Below are 22,879 nucleotides of genomic sequence, written 5' to 3' on the forward strand. Positions count from 1 at the left end.
GCCGGGCTGTCCGGCGAGCGCGGACCGTACTTCGGCCAGTTCGGCGGCCGGTTCGTCCCCGAGGCGCTCATCGGCCCGCTGGCCGACCTCGAGCAGGCCTACGCCGAGGCCGTCGCCGACCCGGCGTTCACCGCCGAGCTCGACCGGCTGCACCGCACCTACACCGGGCGCCCGAGCATCCTCACCGAGGTGCCCCGGTTCGCCGAGCATGCCGGCGGCGCCCGGATCCTGCTCAAGCGGGAGGACCTCAACCACACCGGCTCACACAAGATCAACAACGTGCTCGGTCAGGCGCTGCTGACCCGGCGGATGGGCAAGCCGCGGATCATCGCCGAGACCGGTGCCGGCCAGCACGGGGTCGCCTCGGCCACCGCCGCCGCCCTGCTCGGCCTGGAGTGCGTCGTCTACATGGGCGAGGAGGACACCCGCCGCCAGGCGCTCAACGTGGCCCGGATGCGATTGCTCGGCGCGCAGGTCGTCCCGGTGACGACCGGTTCACGGACCCTCAAGGACGCCATCAACGAGGCCCTGCGGGACTGGGTGACCAACGTCGAGGACACCCACTACCTGCTGGGCACCGTCGCCGGGCCGCACCCCTTCCCGGTGATGGTCCGCGACTTCCACCGAATCATCGGCGTCGAGGCCCGCGCCCAGGTGCTCGACCTCGTCGGCCGGCTCCCGGACGTCGTGGCCGCCTGCGTCGGCGGCGGGTCGAACGCGATCGGCATCTTCCACGCCTTCCTCGACGACCCCGGCGTCCGGCTGATCGGCTACGAGGCCGGTGGCGACGGCGTCGACACCGGGCGGCACGCCGCGAGCATCACCGCCCACCAGGTCGGCGTCCTGCACGGCGCCCGCTCGTACCTGCTCCAGGACGAGGACGGGCAGACCGTCGAGAGCCACTCCGTCTCCGCCGGGCTCGACTACCCCGGCGTCGGACCCGAGCACGCCTGGCTCGCGGACACCGGACGCGCCAGCTACGAGGCGGTCACCGACGCCGAGGCGATGGAGGCCGTCCAGCTGCTGTGCCGCACCGAGGGGATCATCCCGGCGATCGAGAGCGCGCACGCCCTGGCCGGAGCGCTGCGCGTCGGCCGCGAGCTCGGCCCGGACGGCGTCGTCCTGGTCAACCTCTCCGGCCGCGGCGACAAGGACGTCGACACCGCGGCCCGCTGGTTCGGCCTGGTCAGCGACGCCGACCTCGTCCAGTCCGAGGTGGCCCGGGCCGGGGACCCGGCCGAGCACGGCGAGGGGAGCGGCTGGTGAGCGCGGACGGCGGCGGGCGCCGCAGCGGGCCCGCCATCGACGCCGCCACCGGCGCCGGCCGCGCCGCTCTCATCGGCTACCTCCCGGTCGGCTTCCCCGACCTGGCCACCTCCGTGACCGCCGCCCGGGCGATGGTGGCTGCCGGCGTGGACGTCGTCGAGCTGGGCCTGCCGTACTCCGACCCGGTGATGGACGGCCCGGTCATCCAGCAGGCCGCCGACGCCGCACTGCGCGGCGGCACCCGCACCCGCGACGTGCTCTCCGCGGTCGAGCAGGTCGCCGGCACCGGGGCGCCGGTGCTCGTGATGAGCTACTGGAACCCGGTGCTGCGGTACGGCGTCGAGGCGTTCGCCCGTGACCTCGCCGCGGCCGGCGGCGCCGGGCTGATCACCCCGGACCTCGTCCCGGAGGAGGCGGCGGACTGGGTCGCCGCCGCGGACGCCCACGACCTGGACCGGGTGTTCCTCGTCGCGCCGTCCTCGAGCCCGCAGCGACTGCGCATCACTGCGGCCGCCAGCCGCGGGTTCGTCTACGCCGCCTCGACGATGGGCGTCACCGGCGCCCGGGCCGCGGTCGGGACCGCCGCTGCCCGGCTCGTCGCGGACACCCGCGCCGCCGGGGCGCAGCGGGTCTGCGTCGGGCTCGGGGTGTCCACCGCCGACCAGGCGGCCGAGGTCGCCGCGTTCGCCGACGGCGTCATCGTCGGCTCCGCCCTCGTCACCCGGCTCGCCGACGGCGGACCGGACGCCGTCGCCGACCTCGCCGTCGACCTGTCCGCCGGTGTGCGCCGCCGGGCTGGAAAGGAGATCCCGTGCTGACCGGCATCCCCAGCCCGCCGGAGGCGGTCTGGTACCTCGGCCCGGTGCCGATCCGCGCGTACGCCCTGGCCATCATCGCCGGCATCGTCGTCGCCGTCTGGCTCGGTGAGCGCCGCTGGGTGGCCCGCGGCGGCGAGCCCGGCACGGTCGCCGACATCGCCGTGTGGGCGGTCCCGTTCGGGGTCGTCGGCGGCCGGCTCTACCACGTGGTGTCCAGCCCGGACGCCTACTTCGGTCCGGACGGCGACCCCGCCCGGATCATCCGGATCTGGGAGGGCGGCCTCGGCATCTGGGGGGCGGTCGCCCTGGGGGCCGTCGGGGCCGCGATCGGCGCCCGCCAGGCCGGCGTCCGGCTGGCGCCGCTGGCGGACGCGGTCGCCCCCGGCATCCTGCTCGCCCAGGCCGTCGGCCGGCTCGGCAACTGGTTCAACCAGGAGCTGTTCGGCCGGCCCACCGACCTGCCCTGGGGGCTGGAGATCGACCCCGAGCACCGGCCGGCCGGCTACGAGCAGGTCGCCACCTTCCACCCGACGTTCCTGTACGAGATGGTGTGGAACGTCGCCGCAGCCCTGCTGCTCATCTGGCTGGACCGCCGGTACCGGCTCGGGCACGGCCAGGTGTTCTGGGGCTACGTCGTCCTCTACACCCTGGGGCGGGTGTGGATCGAGGCGCTGCGGATCGACCCCGCCGAGCAGGTGCTCGGCCTGCGGCTCAACATCTGGACGTCGGTGCTGGTCGGCCTCGTCGGCGTCGTCGGCTTCGTCGTGAGCCGGCGCCGCCACGGCGCCCGCGGGCCGGACGGACCGGAGGCGGTCCGCCGGGACGCCGTCGCGGCACCCGCCGACGAGACGTCCGCATCCTGAGACCCGTTGCCCGCGTGGTGGTACTGCGGGGCGGGGACAGTCGTGTAAAGTTCCCGCCAAGCAACGGGGCCAGCGACGTCCCCACCCCTCTTCGGGAGCCGGTCGGCTCCCCGCCAACCCGGACGTCGACGGTGCTCTTCCAGCCCTCGCCGGCGTCCCCTTCAGGATGGTGCTGATGGACCTCTTGGTGCACGACGACCCGACCCGCTCCCCGGTCCGGCGGTTCTCCGCCCTCCCGCAGGCCCAGGGCCTGTACGACCCGGTCGCCGAGCGGGACGCCTGCGGGGTGGCCTTCGTCGCCACCCTGCGCGGCGAGGCCGGGCACGACGTCGTCGAGCACGCCCTCACCGCGCTGCGCAACCTCGACCACCGGGGTGCCGTCGGTGCCGAGGCGGACACCGGTGACGGCGCGGGCATCCTCACCCAGGTCCCCGACGCGTTCCTGCGCGAGGTGAGCGGCCTGGACCTGCCGGCGCGCGGCACCTACGCGGTCGGCACCGCCTTCCTGCCGGACGACGACGCCGAGGCCGCCGCCGCGGTGGCGGGGATCGAGCGGCTGGCCGACCAGGAGGACCTGCGGGTGATCGGGTGGCGCGACCTCCCGGTGGCCGCCGACCTCGTCGGCGCCGCCGCCCGCGCGTGCATGCCCCGGTTCCGCCAGGTGTTCGTCGCCGCCCGCCGGCTGCCGGTCCAGGGGATCGCGCTGGACCGGATGGCGTTCCGGCTGCGCAAGCGGGCCGAGCGCGAGCTCGGCGTGTACCTGCCCTCGCTGTCCTGCCGGACCCTGGTCTACAAGGGCATGCTGACGACCACCCAGCTCGAGCCGTTCTTCCCCGACCTGTCCGACCGGCGCTACGTCACCGAGCTGGCGCTCGTGCACTCGCGGTTCTCTACGAACACGTTCCCGTCGTGGCCGCTGGCGCACCCGTACCGGTTCATCGCCCACAACGGTGAGATCAACACCGTCACCGGCAACCGCAACTGGATGCGGGCCCGGGAGTCGAGCCTGGCCAGCGACGTGATCCCCGGCGACCTCGCCGACCTCGCCCCGGTGTGCACCCCGGGGGCGAGCGACTCGGCGACCTTCGACGAGGTGCTCGAGCTGCTGCACCTCGGCGGGCGGTCGCTGCCGCACGCCGTCCTCATGATGATCCCCGAGGCCTGGGAGAACCACGAGCAGATGGACCCGGCCCGCCGGGCCTTCTACGAGTTCCACTCGATGGTCATGGAGCCGTGGGACGGCCCGGCCGCCGTGGCGTTCACCGACGGCACCGTCATCGGCGCGGTCCTGGACCGCAACGGCCTGCGCCCGGCCCGGTACGTCGTCACCGACGACGGCCTGGTCGTGCTGGCCTCCGAGACCGGCGTCCTGGACCTCGACCCCGCCCGGGTGGTGCGCCGCGGCCGGCTGCAGCCGGGCCGGATGTTCCTCGTCGACACCGCGCACGGGCGCATCGTCGACGACGACGAGGTCAAGGCCGAGCTGGCCGCCCAGCACCCGTACGACGAGTGGCTGCACGCCGGGGTGATCCGCCTCGAGGACCTGCCCGAGCGTGAGCACGTCGCGCACACGCACTCCTCGGTCACCCGCCGCCAGCAGACCTTCGGGTACACCCAGGAGGAGCTGCGCGTCCTGCTGCGGCCGATGGCCGCCACCGGCGCCGAGCCGATCGGGTCGATGGGTACCGACACCCCGGTCGCCGTGCTGAGCGAACGGCCCCGGCTGCTGTTCGACTACTTCACCCAGCTGTTCGCCCAGGTCACCAACCCCCCGCTGGACGCGATCCGCGAGGAGCTCGTCACCTCGCTGGGCACCGTGCTGGGCCCGCAGCACAACCTCCTGGCCGCGGGACCGGCGCACTGCCGTCAGCTCGTGCTGCCGTTCCCGGTCATCGACAACGACGACCTCGCCAAGATCGTCCACATGAACCGCGAGGGCGACCTGCCCGGCTACGCGACGCTGACCGTGCGGGGCCTGTACCCGGTGCACGAGGGCGCCGCCGGCCTCGCCCGCCGGCTGGACGAGATCTGCGCCGAGGTCTCCGCGGCGATCGCGGACGGCGTCCGGTTCGTCGTCCTGTCCGACCGCGACTCCGACGCGCAGTGGGCGCCGATCCCGTCGCTGCTGCTCACCGGCGCCGTCCACCACCACCTCATCCGGGAGCGCACCCGTACCCAGGTGGGCCTGCTCGTCGAGGCCGGGGACGTCCGCGAGGTGCACCACGTGGCGCTCCTGGTCGGGTACGGCGCCGGGGCGGTCAACCCGTACCTGGCGATGGAGTCCGTCGAGGACCTGGCCCGCAGCGGCCGGCTCGGCGACGTCACCCCCGAGCAGGCGGTCCGCAACCTCCTGCGAGCACTCGGCAAGGGTGTGCTCAAGGTGATGAGCAAGATGGGGGTGTCGACGGTGGCCTCCTACCGCGGCGCCCAGCTGTTCGAAGCCATCGGACTGGGGCCCGAGGTGGTCGACCGGTACTTCACCGGGACGACCAGCCGGCTCGGCGGCGTCGGCCTCGACGTCCTCGCCGAGGAGGTCCGCCGGCGGCACGCCACCGCGTACCCGGTCAGCGGCGTGAGCACCGCGCACCGCACCCTTGAGGTCGGCGGGGAGTACCAGTGGCGCCGCGAGGGCGAGCCGCACCTGTTCGACCCGGAGACGGTGTTCCGGCTCCAGCACGCCACCCGCGCCCGGCGCTACGACGTCTTCCGCGCCTACACCCGCCGGGTCGACGACCAGTCCCGCCGGCTGATGACCCTGCGCGGGCTGCTCCAGCCCGTCACCGGCCGCGAGCCCGTGCCGGTCGAGGAGGTCGAGCCGGTGTCCTCGATCGTCCGGCGCTTCTCCACCGGCGCGATGAGCTACGGGTCCGTGTCCGCCGAGGCGCACGAGACCCTCGCCGTCGCGATGAACCGGCTCGGCGGCCGGTCCAACACCGGCGAGGGCGGCGAGGACGTCGAGCGGCTGCTCGACCCGGCCCGCCGGTCGGCCGTCAAGCAGGTCGCCTCCGGCCGGTTCGGCGTGACCAGCGCCTACCTCACCTACGCCGACGACCTCCAGATCAAGATGGCGCAGGGCGCCAAGCCGGGGGAGGGCGGCCAGCTGCCCGGGCCGAAGGTGTACCCGTGGATCGCCCGCACCCGGCACTCCACAGCGGGGGTCGGGCTCATCTCGCCGCCGCCGCACCACGACATCTACTCCATCGAGGACCTGGCCCAGCTCATCCACGACCTCAAGAACGCCAACCCCGCCGCCCGGGTGCACGTCAAGCTCGTCTCCGAGGTCGGCGTGGGCACCGTCGCGGCCGGGGTCAGCAAGGCGCACGCGGACGTCGTCCTCATCAGCGGGCACGACGGCGGCACCGGGGCGAGCCCGCTCACGTCCCTCAAGCACGCCGGGGCGCCGTGGGAGCTGGGTCTGGCCGAGACCCAGCAGACGCTGCTGCTCAACGGCCTGCGGGACCGGATCGTCGTCCAGGTCGACGGTCAGCTCAAGACCGGTCGGGACGTGCTCATCGCCGCCCTGCTCGGCGCCGAGGAGTACGGCTTCGCCAGCGCCCCCCTCGTCGTCAGCGGCTGCGTCATGATGCGCGTCTGCCACCTCGACACCTGCCCGGTCGGGATCGCGACCCAGAACCCCGAGCTGCGGGCCCGGTTCAGCGGCCGGCCAGAGTTCGTCGAGACGTTCTTCGAGTACCTCGCCCAGGAGGTCCGCGAGCACCTCGCCGCGCTCGGGCTGCGCAGCCTCGACGAGGCGATCGGCCGGGTGGACCTGCTCGACACCCGCGCCGCCGTCGAGCACTGGAAGGCGGCCGGCCTCGACCTCGCCCCGGTGCTGCACCTGCCCGACCTGCCCGAGGGCACCCCGCTGCGCCAGACCGTGCCCCAGGACCACGGCCTGGCCAAGGCGCTGGACAACCAGCTCATCGCCCTGGCCGCCGACGCCCTGGAACGCGCCGAGCCGGTGCGCATCGACCTGCCGGTGCGCAACGTCAACCGGACGGTCGGCACCATGCTCGGCCACGAGGTGACCCGCCGGTACGGGCCCGACGGCCTGGCGGACGGCACGATCCAGGTCAGCCTGCGCGGCTCGGCCGGGCAGTCGCTCGGGGCGTTCCTGCCCCGGGGGATCACCCTGCGGCTCGAGGGGGACGCCAACGACTACGTCGGCAAGGGCCTGTCCGGCGGCCGGGTCGTCGTCCGACCGGACCCGGCAGCGCCGTACCCGGCCGAGCGCAACACGGTGGCGGGCAACGTCATCGGGTACGGGGCCACCTCCGGGGAGCTCTTCCTGCGCGGGGTCGTCGGCGAGCGGTTCTGCGTCCGGAACTCCGGCGCCACCGCGGTCGTCGAGGGGGTCGGCGACCACGCCTGCGAGTACATGACCGGCGGCACCGTGCTCGTGCTCGGCCCCACCGGCCGCAACGTCGGCGCCGGGATGTCCGGCGGCACCGCCTACGTGCTCGACCTCGACCCGGGCCGGGTCAACCCGCAGGCGCTCGCGGCGGGCGAGCTGCTGCTCGACCCGCTCGACGACGACGACCTCGCCGTCGTCGAGGACCTGCTGCGCCGTCACCACGAGGAGACCGGCTCCCCGGTCGCCGCCCGGCTGCTCGCGGACCTCCCCGGCTGCCGCGGCCGGTTCACCCGCGTGCTCCCGCGCGAGTACGCCCGCGTCCGCGCCGTCCGCGCGGCCGCCGCCGCCGAAGGACTCGACCCCGACGGCGACGTCGCCTGGTCCCGGATCCTGGAGGACACCCGTGGCTGACCCCCGAGGCTTCCTGACCTGGCGCGAGCGCGAGCTGCCGCCCCGCCGCCCGGTCCCGGTGCGCATCCGGGACTGGCGCGAGGTGCAGGGCGAGCAGCCCGAGGAGCAGCTGCGGCGTCAGGCCGGCCGGTGCATGGACTGCGGCATCCCGTTCTGCCACCACGGCTGCCCGCTGGGGAACCTCATCCCGGAGTGGAACGACCTGACCTGGCGCGGCGACGACCGGGAGGCCGTCGAGCGGCTGCACGCCACGAACAACTTCCCGGAGTTCACCGGACGGCTGTGCCCCGCGCCGTGCGAGACCGCCTGCGTGCTGGGGATCAACCAGCCGCCGGTCACCATCAAGCAGGTCGAGGTGTCGATCGCCGACACCGCGTGGGAACGCGGCTGGGTGCAGCCCCAGCCCCCCGAGCGGCTGTCCGGGCGGACGGTCGCCGTCGTCGGGTCGGGTCCCGCGGGCCTGGCCGCCGCCCAGCAGCTCACCCGCGCCGGGCACACCGTCGTCGTCCTGGAGCGGGCCGACCGCGTCGGCGGGCTGCTGAGGTACGGCATCCCCGAGTTCAAGATGGAGAAGCGGCACCTCGACCGCCGGATCGACCAGATGCTGGCCGAGGGCACCCGGTTCCGCACCGGTGTCGTCGTCGGCGGCGACGCCCCCGGTGACCTCAGCGGACGGCAGCTGCTCGACCGCTACGACGCCGTCGTCCTGGCGGTGGGGGCGACCGCCCGCCGGGACCTGCCGGTCCCCGGCCGGGACCTCGCCGGGGTGCTGCAGGCGATGGAGTACCTGCCGCCGGCCAACCGCGCCGCGCTCGGCGAGGACCCCCCGGACCTCGTGTCGGCGGCGGGCAAGGACGTCGTCATCATCGGCGGCGGCGACACCGGCGCAGACTGCCTCGGCACCGCCCTGCGCCAGGGTGCCCGCTCGGTGACCCAGCTGGAGATCATGCCGCGTCCGCCGCAGGAGCGCCCAGCGGACCAGCCGTGGCCCACCTACCCGATGACGTTCCGGGTCTCCAGCGCCCACGAGGAGGGCGGCCGGCGGGAGTACGCCGTGTCCACCACCGAGCTCGTCGACGACGGCACCGGGGCGGTCGGGGCGCTGCGACTGGTGGAGGTCCGCCGGGGCGCCGGCGGGTTCGAGCCCGTACCTGGCACGGAGCGGGAGATCCCCGCCCAGCTGGTCCTGCTCGCCCTGGGCTTCACCGGCCCGGAGCGCTCCGGACTGCTCGACCAGCTCGGCGTCGAGCTCGACGAGCGCGGCGCGATCCGGCGCGACGAGTCCTTCGCGTCCACCCGGCCAGGGGTCTTCGTGGCCGGCGACGCCGGTCGCGGGCAGTCGCTCATCGTCTGGGCGATCGCCGAGGGGCGCGCCTGCGCCGCCGCCGTGGACACCTGGCTCACCGGCCGGCCCTCGCAGCTGCCGGCACCGGTCCGGCCGACGGACCGCCCGCTGAGCGTGTGACCGACCGGGCCTAGGGTTGGGGCATGCGCCGCGCCAAGATCGTCTGCACGCTGGGCCCTGCCACCTCCAGCCCCGAGCAGGTCCGTGCCCTGGTCGAGGCCGGGATGGACTTCGCCCGGCTCAACCTCAGCCACGGGGACTACGCCGACCACGAGCGCTCGTACCTCAACGTGCGCCGGGCCAGCGACGAGACGGGCCGGGCGGTGGGCATCCTGGCCGACCTCCAGGGCCCGAAGATCCGGCTCGGGCGGTTCGCCGACGGCCCGCACGAGCTCGCCGCCGGGGACACCTTCACGATCACCACCGAGGACGTCGTCGGCACCCCCGAGGTCGTCTCCACCACCTACCGCGGCCTGTCCGGGGACGTCGCTCCCGGGGACGCCGTCCTCGTCGACGACGGCCGGGTCGCCCTGCGGGTCACCGCCGTCGACGGGCCGCGCGTCGTCACCGAGGTGGAGGTGCCCGGCCCGGTGTCGAACAACAAGGGCATCAACCTGCCCGGCGTCGCGGTCAGCGTGCCGGCGCTGTCGGACAAGGACGCGCAGGACCTGCGCTGGGCGCTGCGGCGCGGCGTCGACATGGTCGCGCTGTCCTTCGTCCGGCGGGCCGAGGACGTCGAGGACGTGCGCCGGATCATGACCGAGGAGGGGGTGTTCGTCCCGGTCCTGGCGAAGATCGAGAAGCCGCAGGCGGTGGACAACCTCGCCGAGATCGTCGCTGCCTTCGACGGGATCATGGTCGCCCGCGGTGACCTCGGCGTCGAGCTGCCGCTCGAGCAGGTGCCGCTCGTGCAGAAGCGGGCCGTCGAGCTCGCCCGGCGCAACGCCAAGCCGGTCATCGTCGCCACCCAGATGCTCGAGTCCATGATCAGCAGCCCACGGCCGACCCGGGCGGAGGCGTCGGACTGCGCCAACGCCGTGCTCGACGGCGCCGACGCGCTCATGCTGTCGGGGGAGACCAGCGTGGGCCGCTACCCCGTCGAGGCGGTGCGCACGATGGCCCGCATCATCGAGAACACCGAGGAGCACGGCCTGGAGCGGATCGTGCCGCTGGGCACCCGGCCGCACACCACCGGCGGTGCCGTGACCTGGGCCGCCCGGGAGGTCGGCGAGCTGCTCGACGTCCGCTACCTGGTGACGTTCACGCAGTCCGGGGACTCCGCACGCCGGATGTCCCGGTTGCGCTCACGGATCCCGGTGCTGGCGTTCACCCCGGAGCCGGCGGTCCGTTCCCAGCTCGCGCTGACGTGGGGGATCGAGACGTTCCTCGTCCCGCCCGTGCGGCACACCGACGAGATGGTCCGCCAGGTCGACCAGGCGCTGCTGTCGATCGGCCGGCTCGAGCGCGGGGAGTCCGTCGTCATCGTCGCCGGCTCCCCGCCCGGCGTGCCGGGGTCGACGAACGCGATGCGGATCCACCGGATGGGCGCGGCCGTAGACGGCGTGGCACCGGCCTACCGGGAGCCGTGACCGGCGGCTGCCACCACCGTCCCCGTCGTCGTCCTCACTCCGCCCCTCTCGGTGATCATGCAATCCCGCCACCCACCCCCTTGTCGGTGATCATGCAATCCCGCCACCCTGTGACACCCTCTTGTCGGTGATCATGCAATCCCGCCACCCTCTGACACCCCCTTGTCGGTGATCATGCAATCCCGCCACCCCGAGCAGGTGGCGGGCTTGCATGAACGCCTCATGGCCTTGGTGGGCCACTCCGGAGCATGACAATGCGCCGTAGGCGCCCTGGCAGCTCGCGTCGGGTCATGGGCCTCCACCCACACACAATGCTGCGTTCCGCACAGCTTTGTCGGCGTGTCGCGCCACCAACCCAGCACTCTGCGGGTGTGCGCCACCCTGGGTGCGAGGAGCGGTTGGCAACACTGGGCGACCGGGTGGGTGGCGGGATTGCATGATCACCGAGGGGGTGACAGGGCGTGGGGTGGCCAGCCCAGGGTGGCGGGATTGCATGATCACCGAGGGGGTGACAGGGCGTGGGGTGGCCAGCCCAGGGTGGCGGGATTGCATGATCACCGAGGGGGTGACAGGGCGCGGGGTGCCCAGCCCAGGGTGGCGGGATTGCATGATCACCGAGGGGTGACAGGGCGCGGGGTGCCCAGCCCAGGGTGGCGGGATTGCATGATCACGAGCAGGGTTTTCTCGTACCAACAGGGGGTTCTCGTACCAACCGGTGGGTGCTCGTACCGTGGGCGGGCTCGTGCCGGGTGCGGGACTCGAACCCGCATGTCCTCGCGGACGGCGCATTTTGAGTGCGCTGCCTATGCCAATTCGGCTAACCCGGCCCACCGGCCCGCGACGGGCCGGCGACTCACTAGGCTACCGGCCGTGGCCCAGCCCGAGACCGTCCGCCGCCGGGTCGTCGTCGCCGAGGACGAGGCGATCATCCGGCTCGACGTCGTGGAGATCCTGCGGGAGGCCGGCTTCGACGTCGTCGGTGAGGCCGGTGACGGGGAGGCTGCGGTGCAGCTGGCCGAGGAGCTGCGCCCCGATCTCGTCGTCCTGGACGTCAAGATGCCCGGCCTGGACGGGATCACCGCGGCCGAGCGGATCGGCCGGGCCGGGGTCGCTCCCGTCGTGCTGCTCACCGCCTTCTCCCAGCAGGAGCTCGTCGAACGGGCCCGCGACGCCGGGGCGATGGCCTACGTCGTCAAGCCGTTCTCGGCGGCCGACCTGCTGCCGGCGGTGGAGATCGCGCTGAGTCGCCACGCCGAGATCCGCGCCCTAGAGCGGGAGGTGGCCGACCTCGCCGAGCGGTTCGAGACCCGCAAGCAGGTGGAGCGGGCCAAGGGCGTGCTCATGCGCCGGACCGGCCTGAGCGAGCCGGAGGCATTCCGGTGGATCCAGAAGGCGTCGATGGACCGCCGGCTCAGCATGCGGGAGGTCGCCGACGCGGTGCTGGCCCAGATGGCGGACTGACGACCTGAACGGGGGCCACTGGCTCCCGAAATCGGACACTCGGGCCGGCCCAGGTCACGAGTCGACAACGACGTGACCTCGAACACGTGGCAGGGGTCCCCACGGAGGGGCCGCTGGACTAGGTTCCGACCACCGACATCGGTCCGGGGCCCCCGTGGGTTCCCCGTGCTTCTAAGGAGACGCTCCATGATCCGACCCTCGCGCGCCTGGCGCACCGCTGCGGTGCTGGGCGTGGCCAGTCTGACGCTGGCCGCCTGCGGCGGTAACGGCGACGAGCCGGCCGACGACACGACCGCCACCCCGACCGGCGACACCACCGAGACCGAGACGTCCGCCGAGACGGACGCCCCGGCGGCCAGCGGTGACGGCACCCTCACCATCGGCACGCTGCTCCCGCAGACCGGAAACCTCTCGTTCCTCGGCCCACCGGAGTTCGCCGGCGTCGAGCTCGCCGTCCAGGAGATCAACGAGGCCGGCGGCGTCCTCGGCCAGGACGTGCAGAAGTTCGACTCGGACTCCGGCGACACCTCGACGGACATCGCCTCGCAGTCCGTCGAGCGGCTGCTCAGCCAGGACGTCGACGTCATCGTCGGCGCCGCGTCGTCCGGGGTGTCCTTCACCGTCATCGACCGGATCACCGGTGCCGGCGTCCTGCAGATCTCGCCGGCGAACACCTCCCCGGACTTCACCACCTACGACGACGACAACCTCTACTTCCGCACCGCGCCCTCCGACGTGCTCCAGGGCCGGGTGATGGGCGAGCTGCTCATCGAGGACGGGTACCTCGACGTCGGCATCATGGCCCTCGACGACCCGTACGGCACTGGTCTGGCCGACAACATCGAGATGTCGGTCCAGGACGGCGGCGGCACCGTCGTCGACAAGATCATCTACAACCCGCAGGCGGCGAACTTCTCCGCCGAGGTGGGCCAGATGGCGGCGGCGAACCCCGAGGCGATCGTGCTCGTCGGCTTCGACGAGACGAAGAAGATCGTCCCCGAGCTCATCGCCCAGGGGATCGGGCCGCAGGACGTCCCGCTGTACCTCGTCGACGGCAACACCGCCGACTACAGCAACGACTTCGACCCCGGCACGCTGACCGGGGTCAAGGGCACCCTGCCCGGGGCCGAGGTCACCGACGAGTTCCGCAACCGGCTGCTCGAGGTTGACTCCACGCTCACCGTGTTCAGCTACGGGCCGGAGTCCTACGACGCCACGATCATCACCGCGCTCGCGGCGATCGCGGCCGGTGACGACAGCGGCCCGTCCATCGCCAGCAAGATGGTGGACGTCACCAGCGGCGGCGAGAAGTGCACCACGTTCGCGGAGTGCGCGGAGCTGCTCGAGGCCGGCGAGGACATCGACTACGACGGTGTCAGCGGCCCGATCGAGTTCGACGAGAACGGCGACCCGACCGAGGCCACCATCGGCATCTACGAGTACGCGGAGGACAACACCTACAGCGCGATCGACTTCCGGTTCGGGCAGATCTGACCCGAGCTGACGTCGTCCGCACGACGAGGAGGGGCCCGGCCGGTCGGCCGGGCCCCTCCCGCGTCTGCAGCCGTCAGGCCGTGGCGAGGGTGCCGAGGTACAGCTCGATCACCTTCGGGTCGTTCGCGAGGTCCCGGCCGGTGCCGGTGTAGGCGTTGCGGCCCTGGTCCATCACGTAGCCGCGGTCGGCGATCTGCAGGCAGCGCCGGGCGTTCTGCTCCACCATGACGATCGAGACACCGGCCCGGTTGATCTGCTTGGTGCGGATGAAGACCTCGTCCTGCATGATCGGGGACAGGCCGGCGGACGGCTCGTCGAGCAGCAGCACGGACGGCTCCATCATCAGGGCCCGACTCATCGCGACCATCTGCCGCTCGCCGCCGGACAGTGACCCGGCACGCTGGTTGCGTCGGTCGCCCAGGGTGGGGAACAACGAGGTGACGAAGTCGAAGCGCTCCTTGAACCGCTTCGGCTTCTGGTACAGACCCATCTCGAGGTTCTCCTGGATGGTCAGCGAGGGGAACACGTTGTTCGTCTGCGGGACGAAGCCGACGCCCTTGGCGACGAGCTTGTTCGCCTTGAGGTTCGTGATGTCCTCGCCGCGCAGGGTCACCGTGCCCGAGCCGATCTTCACCAGCCCGAACAGCGCCTTGAGCAGCGTCGACTTGCCGGCGCCGTTGGGCCCGATGACGCCGACGAGCTCGCCCTCGCGGCAGTACAGGTCCGCGCCGTTGAGGATGTTGACGCCCGGCAGGTACCCGGCGACGAGGTCGTCGGCGCGCAGCAGTGCGCCCTGCGCGGCGGCGAGGTGCTCGCTGCGGTCCACGGAGGTGCTGTCCTGGGGTGCGCTCACGGCTGCTCCTGACGGTTCGTGCGGTCGGTGCGGGCTGCCTCGATCCTCGCCTCCGCCTCGGCCAGCACCTGCTGCTCCTCCTCCTCGGTGAGGGGGGCGTCGTGGTGGCTGCCGAGGTAGGCGTCGATGACGGCCTGGTCGGACATCACGGCGTCCGGCGGGCCCTCGGCGACCACCTTGCCCTGGGCCATGACGATCACCCAGTCGGAGATGTCCCGGACCATGTCCATGTCGTGCTCGACGAAGAGCACGGTCATGCCCTGCTCGCGCAGGTCCTTGACGTGACCGAGCAGGGACTGGGTGAGAGCCGGGTTCACTCCGGCCATCGGCTCGTCCAGCATGACCATCTCGGGGTCGCTCATCAGCGCCCGGGCCATCTCCAGGAGCTTGCGCTGACCGCCGGACAGGCTCCCGGCGAAGTCGTCGCGCTTGGTGTCCAGGCTGAACCGGGCAAGGATCTCCTCGGCCCGCCGGGTGATCGACTCCTCCTGGGAGCGCCACAGCGGGGCGAACATCGCCGCCCACAGCCGCTCGCCGCTCTGGCCGGTGGCGCCGAGGCGCATGTTCTCCATCACGGTCAGCCGGGACAGCGCCTTGGTCAGCTGGAAGGTGCGGACCATCCCGCCCCGGGCCACCTTGTGAGCCGGGACGCCGGCGAGCTTGCGCCCGTTGAACGTCCAGTCCCCGCGGTTCGGCCGGTCGAAGCCGGTGAGCAGGTTGAAGAACGTCGTCTTGCCCGCCCCGTTCGGCCCGATGAGGGCGGTGATGGCGCCGCGCTGGATCTCGACGTGCTCGACGTCCACGGCGGTGAGCCCGCCGAAGGCGCGCAGGACGTGGTCGGCGACGAGGATCGGGTCCGGCTTGGGCGCGCCGGGGACCCGAGGCACGTCGGCCAGGGCCCGGGTCGCGGCCTCCTTGCGGGACGTCGTCTGGTCAGCGGGCATCGATCGCGAGCTCCCTCTTGTCGCCGAAGATCCCCTGTGGGCGGAAGATCATGAGCAGCATGAGCGCCAGCCCCACGAGCATGAACCGGACCTGGCCCACCTGGGTACCGGTCATGATCACACTGGGGATGTACCCGGCCGAGACGGCCTGGTTGAGGATGTTGTCGGTCAGCGACAGCACCACCCAGAAGATGGCGGCGCCGACGATCGGCCCGAGCACGCGGGCGGCACCACCGAGCAGCAGCACCGTGTAGGCGAAGAACGTGAACTCGGTGCCGTACAGGTCCGGTTGCACGGCGGCCCGGCCGAGGGCGAAGACGAACCCGGCGAGGGCGCCGATGATGCCGCCGATGACGAGCGCCTGGAGCTTGTAGGCGAAGACGTTCTTGCCGAGGCTGCGCACCGCGTCCTCGTCCTCCCGGATGCCCTTGAGGACGCGTCCCCACGGGCTGCGCATGAGCGCCCACACCACGAGGGAGCTGATGACCACCAGTGCCCAGCCGACGATGAGGATCCAGCTGAGCCGCTCACTGAACCGCCACGGCCCGAACCCGTAGGTGCCCGGGGACAGCGGGTTGAGGTCGTAGAAGCCGTCGGAGAACCCGGTCAGCCCGGTGGAGCCACCGGTGTACTCACGCAGGCTGCTCGAGCGGACCGTGATGCGCACGATCTCGGCGGTGGCGATGGTCGCGATCGCCAGGTAGTCCGCCCGCAGCCGCAGCGTCGGGATACCGAGCAGCAGGGCCAGGATCGCGGCCGCGACGAGGCCCACGACGAGCCCCAGCCAGAACGGCAGCCCGACGATGGTGACCGTGATCGCCAGGCCGTAGGCGCCGAGCGCCACGAACGCGGCCTGCCCGAAGTTCAGCAGCCCGGCGTAGCCGAAGTGCACGTTGAGGCCGATCGCGGCCAGTCCGTAGATGATCGTCTCCAGCCCGATCATCGAGCGGGCGGCGTTGGTGAGGATGTTTGCCCAGTCCACGGTTCAGGACTCCCTTTCGCAGCGCCTGCTGAGCCCGCTCAGCCGACTCGCTCGGCCCGGCCCAGGATGCCCTGGGGCCGGAACAGCAGGACGAGGATGAGGACGGCGAGGGCGCCCACGTTCTTCAGCTCGGTCGGGATGACCAGGGTGCTCACCTCGATGAACACCCCGACGATGATCGCCCCGAACAGGGCGCCGAACGCGGTGCCGAGCCCGCCGAGGACGACGGCGGCGAAGACGAGCAGCAGGATCTGCAGGCCCATCATGAAGCTGACCTGCTGGGCGAGCCCGAGCAGGACGCCGGACAGCCCGGCCAGGGCCGTGCCACCCACCCACACGGTCCGGATGACCCGGTCGACGTCGATGCCCGAGGAGGCGGCCAGTGCCGGGTTGTCCGCGACGGCGCGGGTGGCCTTGCCCAGCCGGGTGCGCAGCAGTGCCACGCCGACGGCGATGATGACGACGAGCGCGATCCCCATGCTGATCCAGTCGATCGGCCGCAGGGTCACCGGGCCGAACGCGACACCGGCCTGGCCCCGGTAGTCGGTGTAGCTCTTCGTCTGCCCGCCGGCCAGGTAGAGGAAGAAGTAGCGCAGCAGGATCGCCAGGCCGATGGACACGATCATCATGGCGATCAGTCCGGTGCCGCGGTTGCGCAGCGGGCCCCACAGCAGCCGGTCGTTGAGGTACCCGAAGATCCCGGCGGCGATCACGGTGAGCACCGTGGCCCAGATGAGGTGGATGCCCAGCACCGCGTTGAAGAAGTAGGCGGTGAGCGCCCCGAAGGTGACGAGCTCGCCGTGGGCGAAGTTCGTCAGCCCCGTGGTGCCGAAGATGAGCGACAGCCCGATCGCGGCCAGGGCGATGATGAGGCCGAACCGCAGCCCGCTGACGGTGAGCTGGGCGACCCGTTGCAGCTGGTCGCCGCCGGCCGCCGCCGTGGCCTCCCCGCCCTCGCCGACCCGGAAGGCCACCGTGCGGGGACTGCCGACGTTGACGGTCGTGGCGATCGGGTTCTGGCGTGGTGCCAGGCCCTCGGCCACCGTGGCGAGGGACTCCTCGTCGACAAACACCTCGTAGTCGCCGGCCTCCGGCACCGGGATCTCCGCGATCCCCGAGTCGTCGGTGGTGCCGGCCCCGATCTCGGCGCCCTCCTGCTCGACCCGGACGTCGACGCCGGCGAGGTCCTCGCCGTCCTCGGTCCGGACGCGGACCCGGATCAGCTCCCCGTCGCCGTCCCCGGTACCGGCGGCGAGGTGGGTGGGGGCGCCGGCCGAGGGTTCGGGGGCGGCTGCGGACGCGGTCGCCGTCCCCGCCAGCAGCGTCCCGACGGCGACGGCCAGGCCGATCAGTGCCGTGACGAGCAGGCGGAGCCGGAGCACGGCGGATCGGTGGAGGGCGTGGTGCACTCCGGTACCTCCGGTCGGTGGTGCGAGACGCCGAGGCCGACTCTGCTCGGTCGACGGACCCCGCAGGGGCGGGCGTGAGCATAGCCACACTGCGACGCTGCGGAAGGGTGTCGACGCGGTGAACGTGACGTCAGGACCTGACTGTCACCGTCTCGTTACACAGACGCGGACACAGAGCCCGCCGCCGAAACACCGTGTTGACCGACTTGTCCCGTAACCCCCTCACTCACCCCATCGCTCACCCCCTTCGTGATCATGCAATCCCGCCACCCTGCACGACGCGCCGTACTCACAGAGTGCTGGGTTGGCGGCGCGACACGCCGGCCAGGCGGGGGCGAAGCCAGCATTCTGCGAGCAGGGCCACGCCGCCGACCGCCGACCGCCGACCGCCGACCGGCGACTGTCGACCGGCGACTGTCGACTGTCGACCGGGTCACCCCGCTCGGGCGACGACCTCGACGAGCAGCGGGGCGACGAGCAGCGCCGGCAGCAGGTCGCCGACCGGCACGTCACGCAGTCGCAGCAGCCGGATCGCGACGCCGACCAGCAGCAGGCCCCCCGTCGCGGTGAGGGCCGAGACGTGCGCGTCCGGCAGGACGTCGCCGAGCAGGAAGCCGACGAGGGTCAGCCCGCCCTGGACGACGGCGACGGTGAGCGCCGAGGCCATCACCCCGACGCCGAGGGACGCCGCGAACGCCACCGAGGCGAAGCCGTCGAGGACGGACTTCAGCGCCAGCTGGTCGATCCCGAGCCCGAGGCCGTCGGACAGCGAGCCGAGGATGGTCAGCGGACCGACGACGAACAGCAGCGACGCGGTGAGGAAGCCCTGGACGAACCGCTCCCGGCGCTCGGCGGTGTCGGCGTCGCCGGGGAGGTGGCCGCCGGCCGCGCGGGGCCGACCCCCGAACCGGCGCTGCAGAACGGCCCCAAGTGCCCGCAACCGGTCCTCGACGCGGACCAGCGAGCCGACGATGCCGCCGATGAGGACAGCCCCGAGCACGATGAGCACAGGGGCGGAGTCGCCGACCTGGGCGGCGAGCCCGGCGTCCAGGACCGCGGCCGCGTTCAGCGCGGCGACGAGCAGCGTGACCAGGCCGAGGCCGTCGGTGACGACGTCCCGGGTCTGCTGCGGCAGCCGGTGGCCGAGGAGCAGGCCGAGGGTGGACCCGACGAGCACGGCCGCCACGTTGATCACGGTGCCGAGCCCGATCACGGTCACCTCCGTCGTCGCGCCGGGCGGCTCTTCCGTCCGGGGCAGGGGCCGACGTACCCTCCGGGGTCGGCGCCGGGCATCCTAGGGGCGCGCTGGAGGAGGAGGAGGAGGAGGCGAGGACATGCCCCGCAGCACCGTGGAGGTCGGTCGAGCCGTCCCCGAGGACGTCGACCTGCTGCTCACCCTGGTCCGGCAGGCCCGGGACCCGGACCAGCAGCCATCGCGGGAGGACTCCGCGGCGTACCGGTCCCGGATGCGCTCGGCGCTGAGCCGGCCCGACGTCTCGGTGTACCTCGCCCGCTGCGGCGGCGACCCGGTGGGCGTCGTCGTGCTGCGGCTGGGGGAGACGGTTCCCCTCACCGGCCAGGAGGCCGTGCACGTCGACCAGCTCTACGTCGACCCGCGCTGGCGCCGGCGCGGGGTGGCCCGCCAGCTCCTCGCCGTCGCCGCGAACGCCGCCGAGCACTTCGGCGCCGGCGACATCGTCTGCTCGACCCCTCCCGGCGCCCGGGACGCCCAGCGCTTTCTCGCCCGGCTCGGGTTCACCCCGCTCGCCGTCCAGCGGGTGGTGCCGCTGGCGACGCTGCGCCGGCGCCTCGCCGGGGAGGGCGTCGGCCGCCGCCGCACGGGTGCTGAGCTCGTCCTGGCCCGTCGCCGACGGGAGGCCGCGCAGCGCCCGGTGACGGCCGCCGCCGGCTGAGTGGTCCCGGTCAGGCGGGCGCGGGTCAGGCGGGTGCGACTCAGACGGGCGGGGCGTCCCGCAGGGCGCAGGTGATCCGGCTGGTGCAGACCCGCCGGTCCTGCTCGTCGGTGACGACCACCTCGAAGCAGGCGCTCGTCCGGCCGGCCGACAGCCGCGTCGCCGTCCCGGTCACCACGCCGTCTCGCACGGCCCGGTGGTGGGTGGCGTTGATGTCGACGCCCACCGCGACCCGGCCCTCCCCGGCGGTCAGCGCCGCGCCGACGGACCCCAGCGTCTCGGCGAGCACGACGGAGGCGCCGCCGTGCAGCAGGCCGTAGGGCTGGGTGTTGCCGGAGACCGGCATCGTGCCCCGCACCCGCTCGGGGGTGGCCTCGACCAGCTCGATGCCGAGGCGCTGGGCCAGGGGTCCGACCGCGGACCCGGCTGTGTCGCTCATGAGCCCTAGGGTGACAGCCGTGAGCGAGGCGAGGACCCCCGGGGCGCCCCCCCGGCTGCTGCTGGTCGACGGGCACTCGATGGCCTACCGGGCCTTCTACGCCCTGCCGGTGGAGAACTTCTCCACGTCCACCGGGCAGGTGACGAACGCCGTCTACGGGTTCACCTCCATGCTCATCAACGTGCTGCGGGACGAGCGGCCCACCCACGTTGCCGTCGCCTTCGACGTCTCCCGCGACACCTTCCGGAGTACCGAGTTCACCGACTACAAGGCGACCCGGGCCAGCTCGCCGCAGGAGTTCGCCGGCCAGGTCGCCCTGATCCAGGAGGTGCTCGCCGCACTGCGGATCCCGGTCGTCACCAAGGAGGGGTACGAGGCCGACGACGTCATCGGCACCCTGGCCACCCAGGCGCGCCGCCAGGGCATGGAGGTGCTCATCTCCACCGGGGACCGGGACGCCTTTCAGCTCGTCGACGAGGGCACGACGGTCCTGTACCCGGTCCGCGGTGTCTCCGAGCTGTGGCGGATGACCCCCGCCGCGGTCCAGGAGCGCTACGGCGTGCCGCCGGCGCTGTACCCCGACCTCGCCGCCCTCGTCGGCGAGAGCAGTGACAACCTGGCGGGCGTGCCCGGCGTCGGCCCGAAGACGGCCGCCAAGTGGCTCACCACCTACGGCGACCTGGACGGCGTCATCGCCCACGTCGACGAGATCAAGGGCAAGGCGGGGCAGAGCCTGCGCGACCACCTCGACCTCGTGCTGCGCAACCGGCGGCTCAACGCGCTGGTCTGCGACCTCGACCTGCCGGTGACCGTCGACGACCTCGCCGTGCGGGCCTGGGACCGCGACGAGGTGCACCAGGTGTTCGACGGCCTGGAGTTCCGGGTGCTCCGCGACCGGCTGTTCGCCACGCTGTCCGCTCCCGAGCCAGAGGCCGAGGCCGGGTTCGCCGTCGACGTCGCCCGGCCGGCCGGCGCCGAGCTCGGCGAGTGGCTGGCCCGGTACGCCACCGACCGCACCGGTCTCTGCGTGCTCGGGACGTGGGGAGCCGGGCACGGCGACGCGACCGGGCTCGCCCTGGCCGCCGGCGACGGCGCGGCCGCCTTCGTCGACCTCACCGACGTCGACCCGGACGCCGAACGGGCACTGGCCGAGTGGCTCGCCGACCCGCAGCGGCCCAAGGTGCTCCACGACGCCAAGGGACCCCTGCACGCCCTCGCCGGCCGCGGGCTGCCCCTCGCCGGGCTCGTCGACGACACCGCCCTGACCGCCTACCTGTGCCGGCCGGACCAGCGCAGCTACGACCTGGCCGACCTCGCCGTCCGGCACCTCAAGCGCGAGCTGCGCGCCGAGGAGCAGGAGGATTCCGGCCAGCTCACCCTCGACACCGGGGACCGGCCGGACGAGGGAGACGCCGCCTGCGTGCGGGCGGCCGCGGTGCTCGAGCTGTCCGCCGTCCTGGGCCGCGAGCTCGACGAGCGCGGGGGCCGGCGCCTGCTCACCGAGCTCGAGCTGCCGCTCGTCGCCGTGCTCGCCGAGATGGAGCGCACCGGTATCGCCGTGGACGTCGAGCGGCTGCGCGCCCTCGAGCAGGAGTTCGCCGTCGTCGTCGCCGGTGCCGCTCAGGAGGCGTACGCGGTCATCGGCCGCGAGGTGAACCTGGGCTCGCCCAAGCAGCTGCAGGAGGTGCTGTTCGACCAGCTCGGGATGCCCCGCACGAAGCGCACCAAGACCGGCTGGACGACGGACGCGGAGGCCCTGCAGGACCTCTACGTCCGCACCGAGCACCCCTTCCTCCTGCACCTGCTGCGCCACCGGGACGCCAGCCGGCTCCGGCAGACGGTCGAGGGGCTGCTCAAGACCGTCGCGGACGACGGCCGGATCCACACCACGTACCAGCAGACGATCGCGGCGACCGGACGGCTCAGCTCCACGGACCCCAACCTGCAGAACATCCCGATCCGCACCGAGGAGGGGCGCCGGATCCGGGAGGCCTTCGTCGTCGGCGAGGGCTTCGAGTGCCTGCTCACCGCCGACTACAGCCAGATCGAGATGCGGATCATGGCCCACCTGTCCGGTGACGAGGGGCTGATCGAGGCGTTCCGCTCCGGTGAGGACCTGCACCGCTTCGTCGGGTCCCGGGTTTTCGGGGTGGCGCCGGAGGAGGTCACCCCGCAGATGCGCGCGAAGATCAAGGCGATGTCCTACGGGCTGGCCTACGGGCTGTCCGCCTTCGGGCTGTCCCGCCAGCTCACCGTCCCGGTCGAGGAGGCCCGGGGGCTCATGGAGGACTACTTCGCCCGCTTCGGCGGAGTGCGGGACTACCTGCGCGGGGTCGTCGAGGAGGCCCGGCGCACCGGTTACACCGAGACGATCCTCGGCCGTCGCCGCTACCTGCCCGACCTCGTCAGCGACAACCGGCAGCGCCGGGAGATGGCCGAGCGGATGGCGCTCAACGCGCCGATCCAGGGCTCGGCCGCCGACGTCATCAAGGTCGCCATGCTCGGCGTCGACCGGGCGCTGCGCGAGGAGGGGCTGCGTTCGCGGATGCTGCTGCAGGTGCACGACGAGCTCGTCCTGGAGGTCGCACCCGGCGAGCGGGATCGCCTCGAGGCCCTGGTCCGCCGCCAGATGGCGGGCGCCGCCGACCTGTCCGTGCCGCTCGAGGTGTCCGTCGGCATCGGCACCTCCTGGCACGAGGCGGGTCACTGACTCCCGGGTCGTCAGGTTCCCGGGGTGG

At 72.9% G+C, this 22,879-nt stretch carries 16 protein-coding genes and 1 tRNA gene; 10 read left to right on the forward strand and 7 right to left on the reverse strand.

From position 1 onward, the window contains the following. Nucleotides 1-6 precede the first annotated feature (6 nt). The 6 genes from trpB (at nucleotide 7) to pyk (ending at nucleotide 10,646) form a co-directional block, all read left to right on the forward strand. The gene (gene trpB / locus HJG43_06480; protein ID UER55773.1) at nucleotides 7-1,266 is read left to right on the forward strand and encodes a tryptophan synthase subunit beta; all 1,260 of its coding nucleotides are present in this window, start codon (nucleotides 7-9) and stop codon (nucleotides 1,264-1,266) included. Next, complete coding sequence (locus HJG43_06485; GenBank protein UER54247.1) at nucleotides 1,263-2,084, forward strand: tryptophan synthase subunit alpha; 822 nt, start codon at nucleotides 1,263-1,265, stop codon at nucleotides 2,082-2,084. The genes trpB and HJG43_06485 overlap by 4 nt, the downstream gene beginning before the upstream one ends. Continuing rightward, entirely contained in the window at nucleotides 2,078-2,947 is an 870-nt protein-coding gene (locus tag HJG43_06490) for a prolipoprotein diacylglyceryl transferase (protein UER54248.1), read from the forward strand. Before HJG43_06485 ends, HJG43_06490 begins: the two co-directional genes overlap by 7 nt. Nucleotides 2,948-3,122: 175 nt before the next feature. After that, on the forward strand, nucleotides 3,123-7,712 hold the full coding sequence (gene gltB / locus HJG43_06495) for a glutamate synthase large subunit (protein UER54249.1): 4,590 nt from the start codon (nucleotides 3,123-3,125) through the stop codon (nucleotides 7,710-7,712). Continuing rightward, nucleotides 7,705-9,177: a glutamate synthase subunit beta gene (locus tag HJG43_06500; GenBank protein ID UER54250.1), complete on the forward strand. Its 1,473-nt coding sequence runs from the start codon at nucleotides 7,705-7,707 to the stop codon at nucleotides 9,175-9,177. The genes gltB and HJG43_06500 overlap by 8 nt, the downstream gene beginning before the upstream one ends. A gap of 23 nt (nucleotides 9,178-9,200) precedes the next feature. After that, entirely contained in the window at nucleotides 9,201-10,646 is a 1,446-nt protein-coding gene (gene pyk / locus HJG43_06505; protein ID UER54251.1) for a pyruvate kinase, read from the forward strand. 743 nt (nucleotides 10,647-11,389) lie between these two features. On the opposite strand, the gene HJG43_06510 is transcribed toward pyk, so the two are convergent. Next, a tRNA-Leu gene (locus tag HJG43_06510) sits at nucleotides 11,390-11,473 on the reverse strand. 43 nt (nucleotides 11,474-11,516) lie between these two features. On the opposite strand from HJG43_06510, the gene HJG43_06515 reads away from it, so the two are divergent. Beyond that, nucleotides 11,517-12,107, forward strand: a complete 591-nt coding sequence (locus HJG43_06515; GenBank protein UER54252.1) for a response regulator — start codon at nucleotides 11,517-11,519, stop codon at nucleotides 12,105-12,107. Between the two features lie 186 nt (nucleotides 12,108-12,293). Next, nucleotides 12,294-13,601: an ABC transporter substrate-binding protein gene (locus HJG43_06520; protein UER54253.1), complete on the forward strand. Its 1,308-nt coding sequence runs from the start codon at nucleotides 12,294-12,296 to the stop codon at nucleotides 13,599-13,601. A gap of 73 nt (nucleotides 13,602-13,674) precedes the next feature. Here the strand turns inward: HJG43_06520 and HJG43_06525 are convergent, their stop codons facing one another. The 5 genes from HJG43_06525 to HJG43_06545 all read right to left on the reverse strand — a co-directional run bounded on the left by HJG43_06525 (nucleotide 13,675) and on the right by HJG43_06545 (nucleotide 19,002). After that, complete coding sequence (locus tag HJG43_06525) at nucleotides 13,675-14,427, reverse strand: ABC transporter ATP-binding protein (GenBank protein UER55774.1); 753 nt, start codon at nucleotides 14,425-14,427, stop codon at nucleotides 13,675-13,677. A gap of 23 nt (nucleotides 14,428-14,450) precedes the next feature. Then, nucleotides 14,451-15,398 carry an ABC transporter ATP-binding protein gene (locus HJG43_06530; protein ID UER54254.1) on the reverse strand — a complete coding sequence of 316 codons (948 nt, stop codon included), beginning with the start codon at nucleotides 15,396-15,398 and terminating at the stop codon, nucleotides 14,451-14,453. Next, a complete protein-coding gene (locus HJG43_06535) occupies nucleotides 15,388-16,380 on the reverse strand; it encodes a branched-chain amino acid ABC transporter permease (protein UER54255.1) in 993 nt (330 codons plus the stop codon). The genes HJG43_06530 and HJG43_06535 overlap by 11 nt, the downstream gene beginning before the upstream one ends. 38 nt (nucleotides 16,381-16,418) lie before the next feature. Beyond that, nucleotides 16,419-17,789, reverse strand: coding sequence for a branched-chain amino acid ABC transporter permease (locus tag HJG43_06540; GenBank protein ID UER54256.1), 1,371 nt, complete (start codon nucleotides 17,787-17,789; stop codon nucleotides 16,419-16,421). A 433-nt stretch (nucleotides 17,790-18,222) separates the two neighbouring features. After that, nucleotides 18,223-19,002: a DUF554 domain-containing protein gene (locus HJG43_06545; protein ID UER54257.1), complete on the reverse strand. Its 780-nt coding sequence runs from the start codon at nucleotides 19,000-19,002 to the stop codon at nucleotides 18,223-18,225. Between the two features lie 121 nt (nucleotides 19,003-19,123). Here HJG43_06545 and HJG43_06550 point away from each other — a divergent pair, with 121 nt between their 5' ends. Beyond that, the gene (locus tag HJG43_06550; GenBank protein UER54258.1) at nucleotides 19,124-19,702 is read left to right on the forward strand and encodes a GNAT family N-acetyltransferase; all 579 of its coding nucleotides are present in this window, start codon (nucleotides 19,124-19,126) and stop codon (nucleotides 19,700-19,702) included. Nucleotides 19,703-19,742: 40 nt separating this feature from the next. Here the strand turns inward: HJG43_06550 and HJG43_06555 are convergent, their stop codons facing one another. Beyond that, the gene (locus HJG43_06555) at nucleotides 19,743-20,141 is read right to left on the reverse strand and encodes a hotdog fold thioesterase (GenBank protein UER54259.1); all 399 of its coding nucleotides are present in this window, start codon (nucleotides 20,139-20,141) and stop codon (nucleotides 19,743-19,745) included. Between HJG43_06555 and polA the strand changes: the two genes are divergently transcribed. After that, nucleotides 20,140-22,851 carry a DNA polymerase I gene (polA, locus tag HJG43_06560; GenBank protein UER54260.1) on the forward strand — a complete coding sequence of 904 codons (2,712 nt, stop codon included), beginning with the start codon at nucleotides 20,140-20,142 and terminating at the stop codon, nucleotides 22,849-22,851. The genes HJG43_06555 and polA overlap by 2 nt on opposite strands. Nucleotides 22,852-22,879 lie beyond the last annotated feature (28 nt).

Source organism: Kineosporiaceae bacterium SCSIO 59966 (assembly GCA_020881835.1).
In the GTDB taxonomy this organism is placed as follows: domain Bacteria; phylum Actinomycetota; class Actinomycetes; order Actinomycetales; family SCSIO-59966; genus SCSIO-59966.

Bases quoted from the DNA above. Each gene is read 5' to 3' on its own strand.
- HJG43_06550 (UER54258.1), top strand. From the start codon at position 19,124: ATGCCCCGCAGCACCGTGGAGGTCGGTCGAGCCGTCCCCGAGGACGTC.
- pyk (UER54251.1), top strand. From the start codon at position 9,201: ATGCGCCGCGCCAAGATCGTCTGCACGCTGGGCCCTGCCACCTCCAGC.
- HJG43_06520 (UER54253.1), top strand. From the start codon at position 12,294: ATGATCCGACCCTCGCGCGCCTGGCGCACCGCTGCGGTGCTGGGCGTG.
- polA (UER54260.1), top strand. From the start codon at position 20,140: ATGAGCCCTAGGGTGACAGCCGTGAGCGAGGCGAGGACCCCCGGGGCG.
- gltB (UER54249.1), top strand. From the start codon at position 3,123: ATGGACCTCTTGGTGCACGACGACCCGACCCGCTCCCCGGTCCGGCGG.
- HJG43_06530 (UER54254.1), bottom strand. From the start codon at position 15,398: ATGCCCGCTGACCAGACGACGTCCCGCAAGGAGGCCGCGACCCGGGCC.
- HJG43_06555 (UER54259.1), bottom strand. From the start codon at position 20,141: ATGAGCGACACAGCCGGGTCCGCGGTCGGACCCCTGGCCCAGCGCCTC.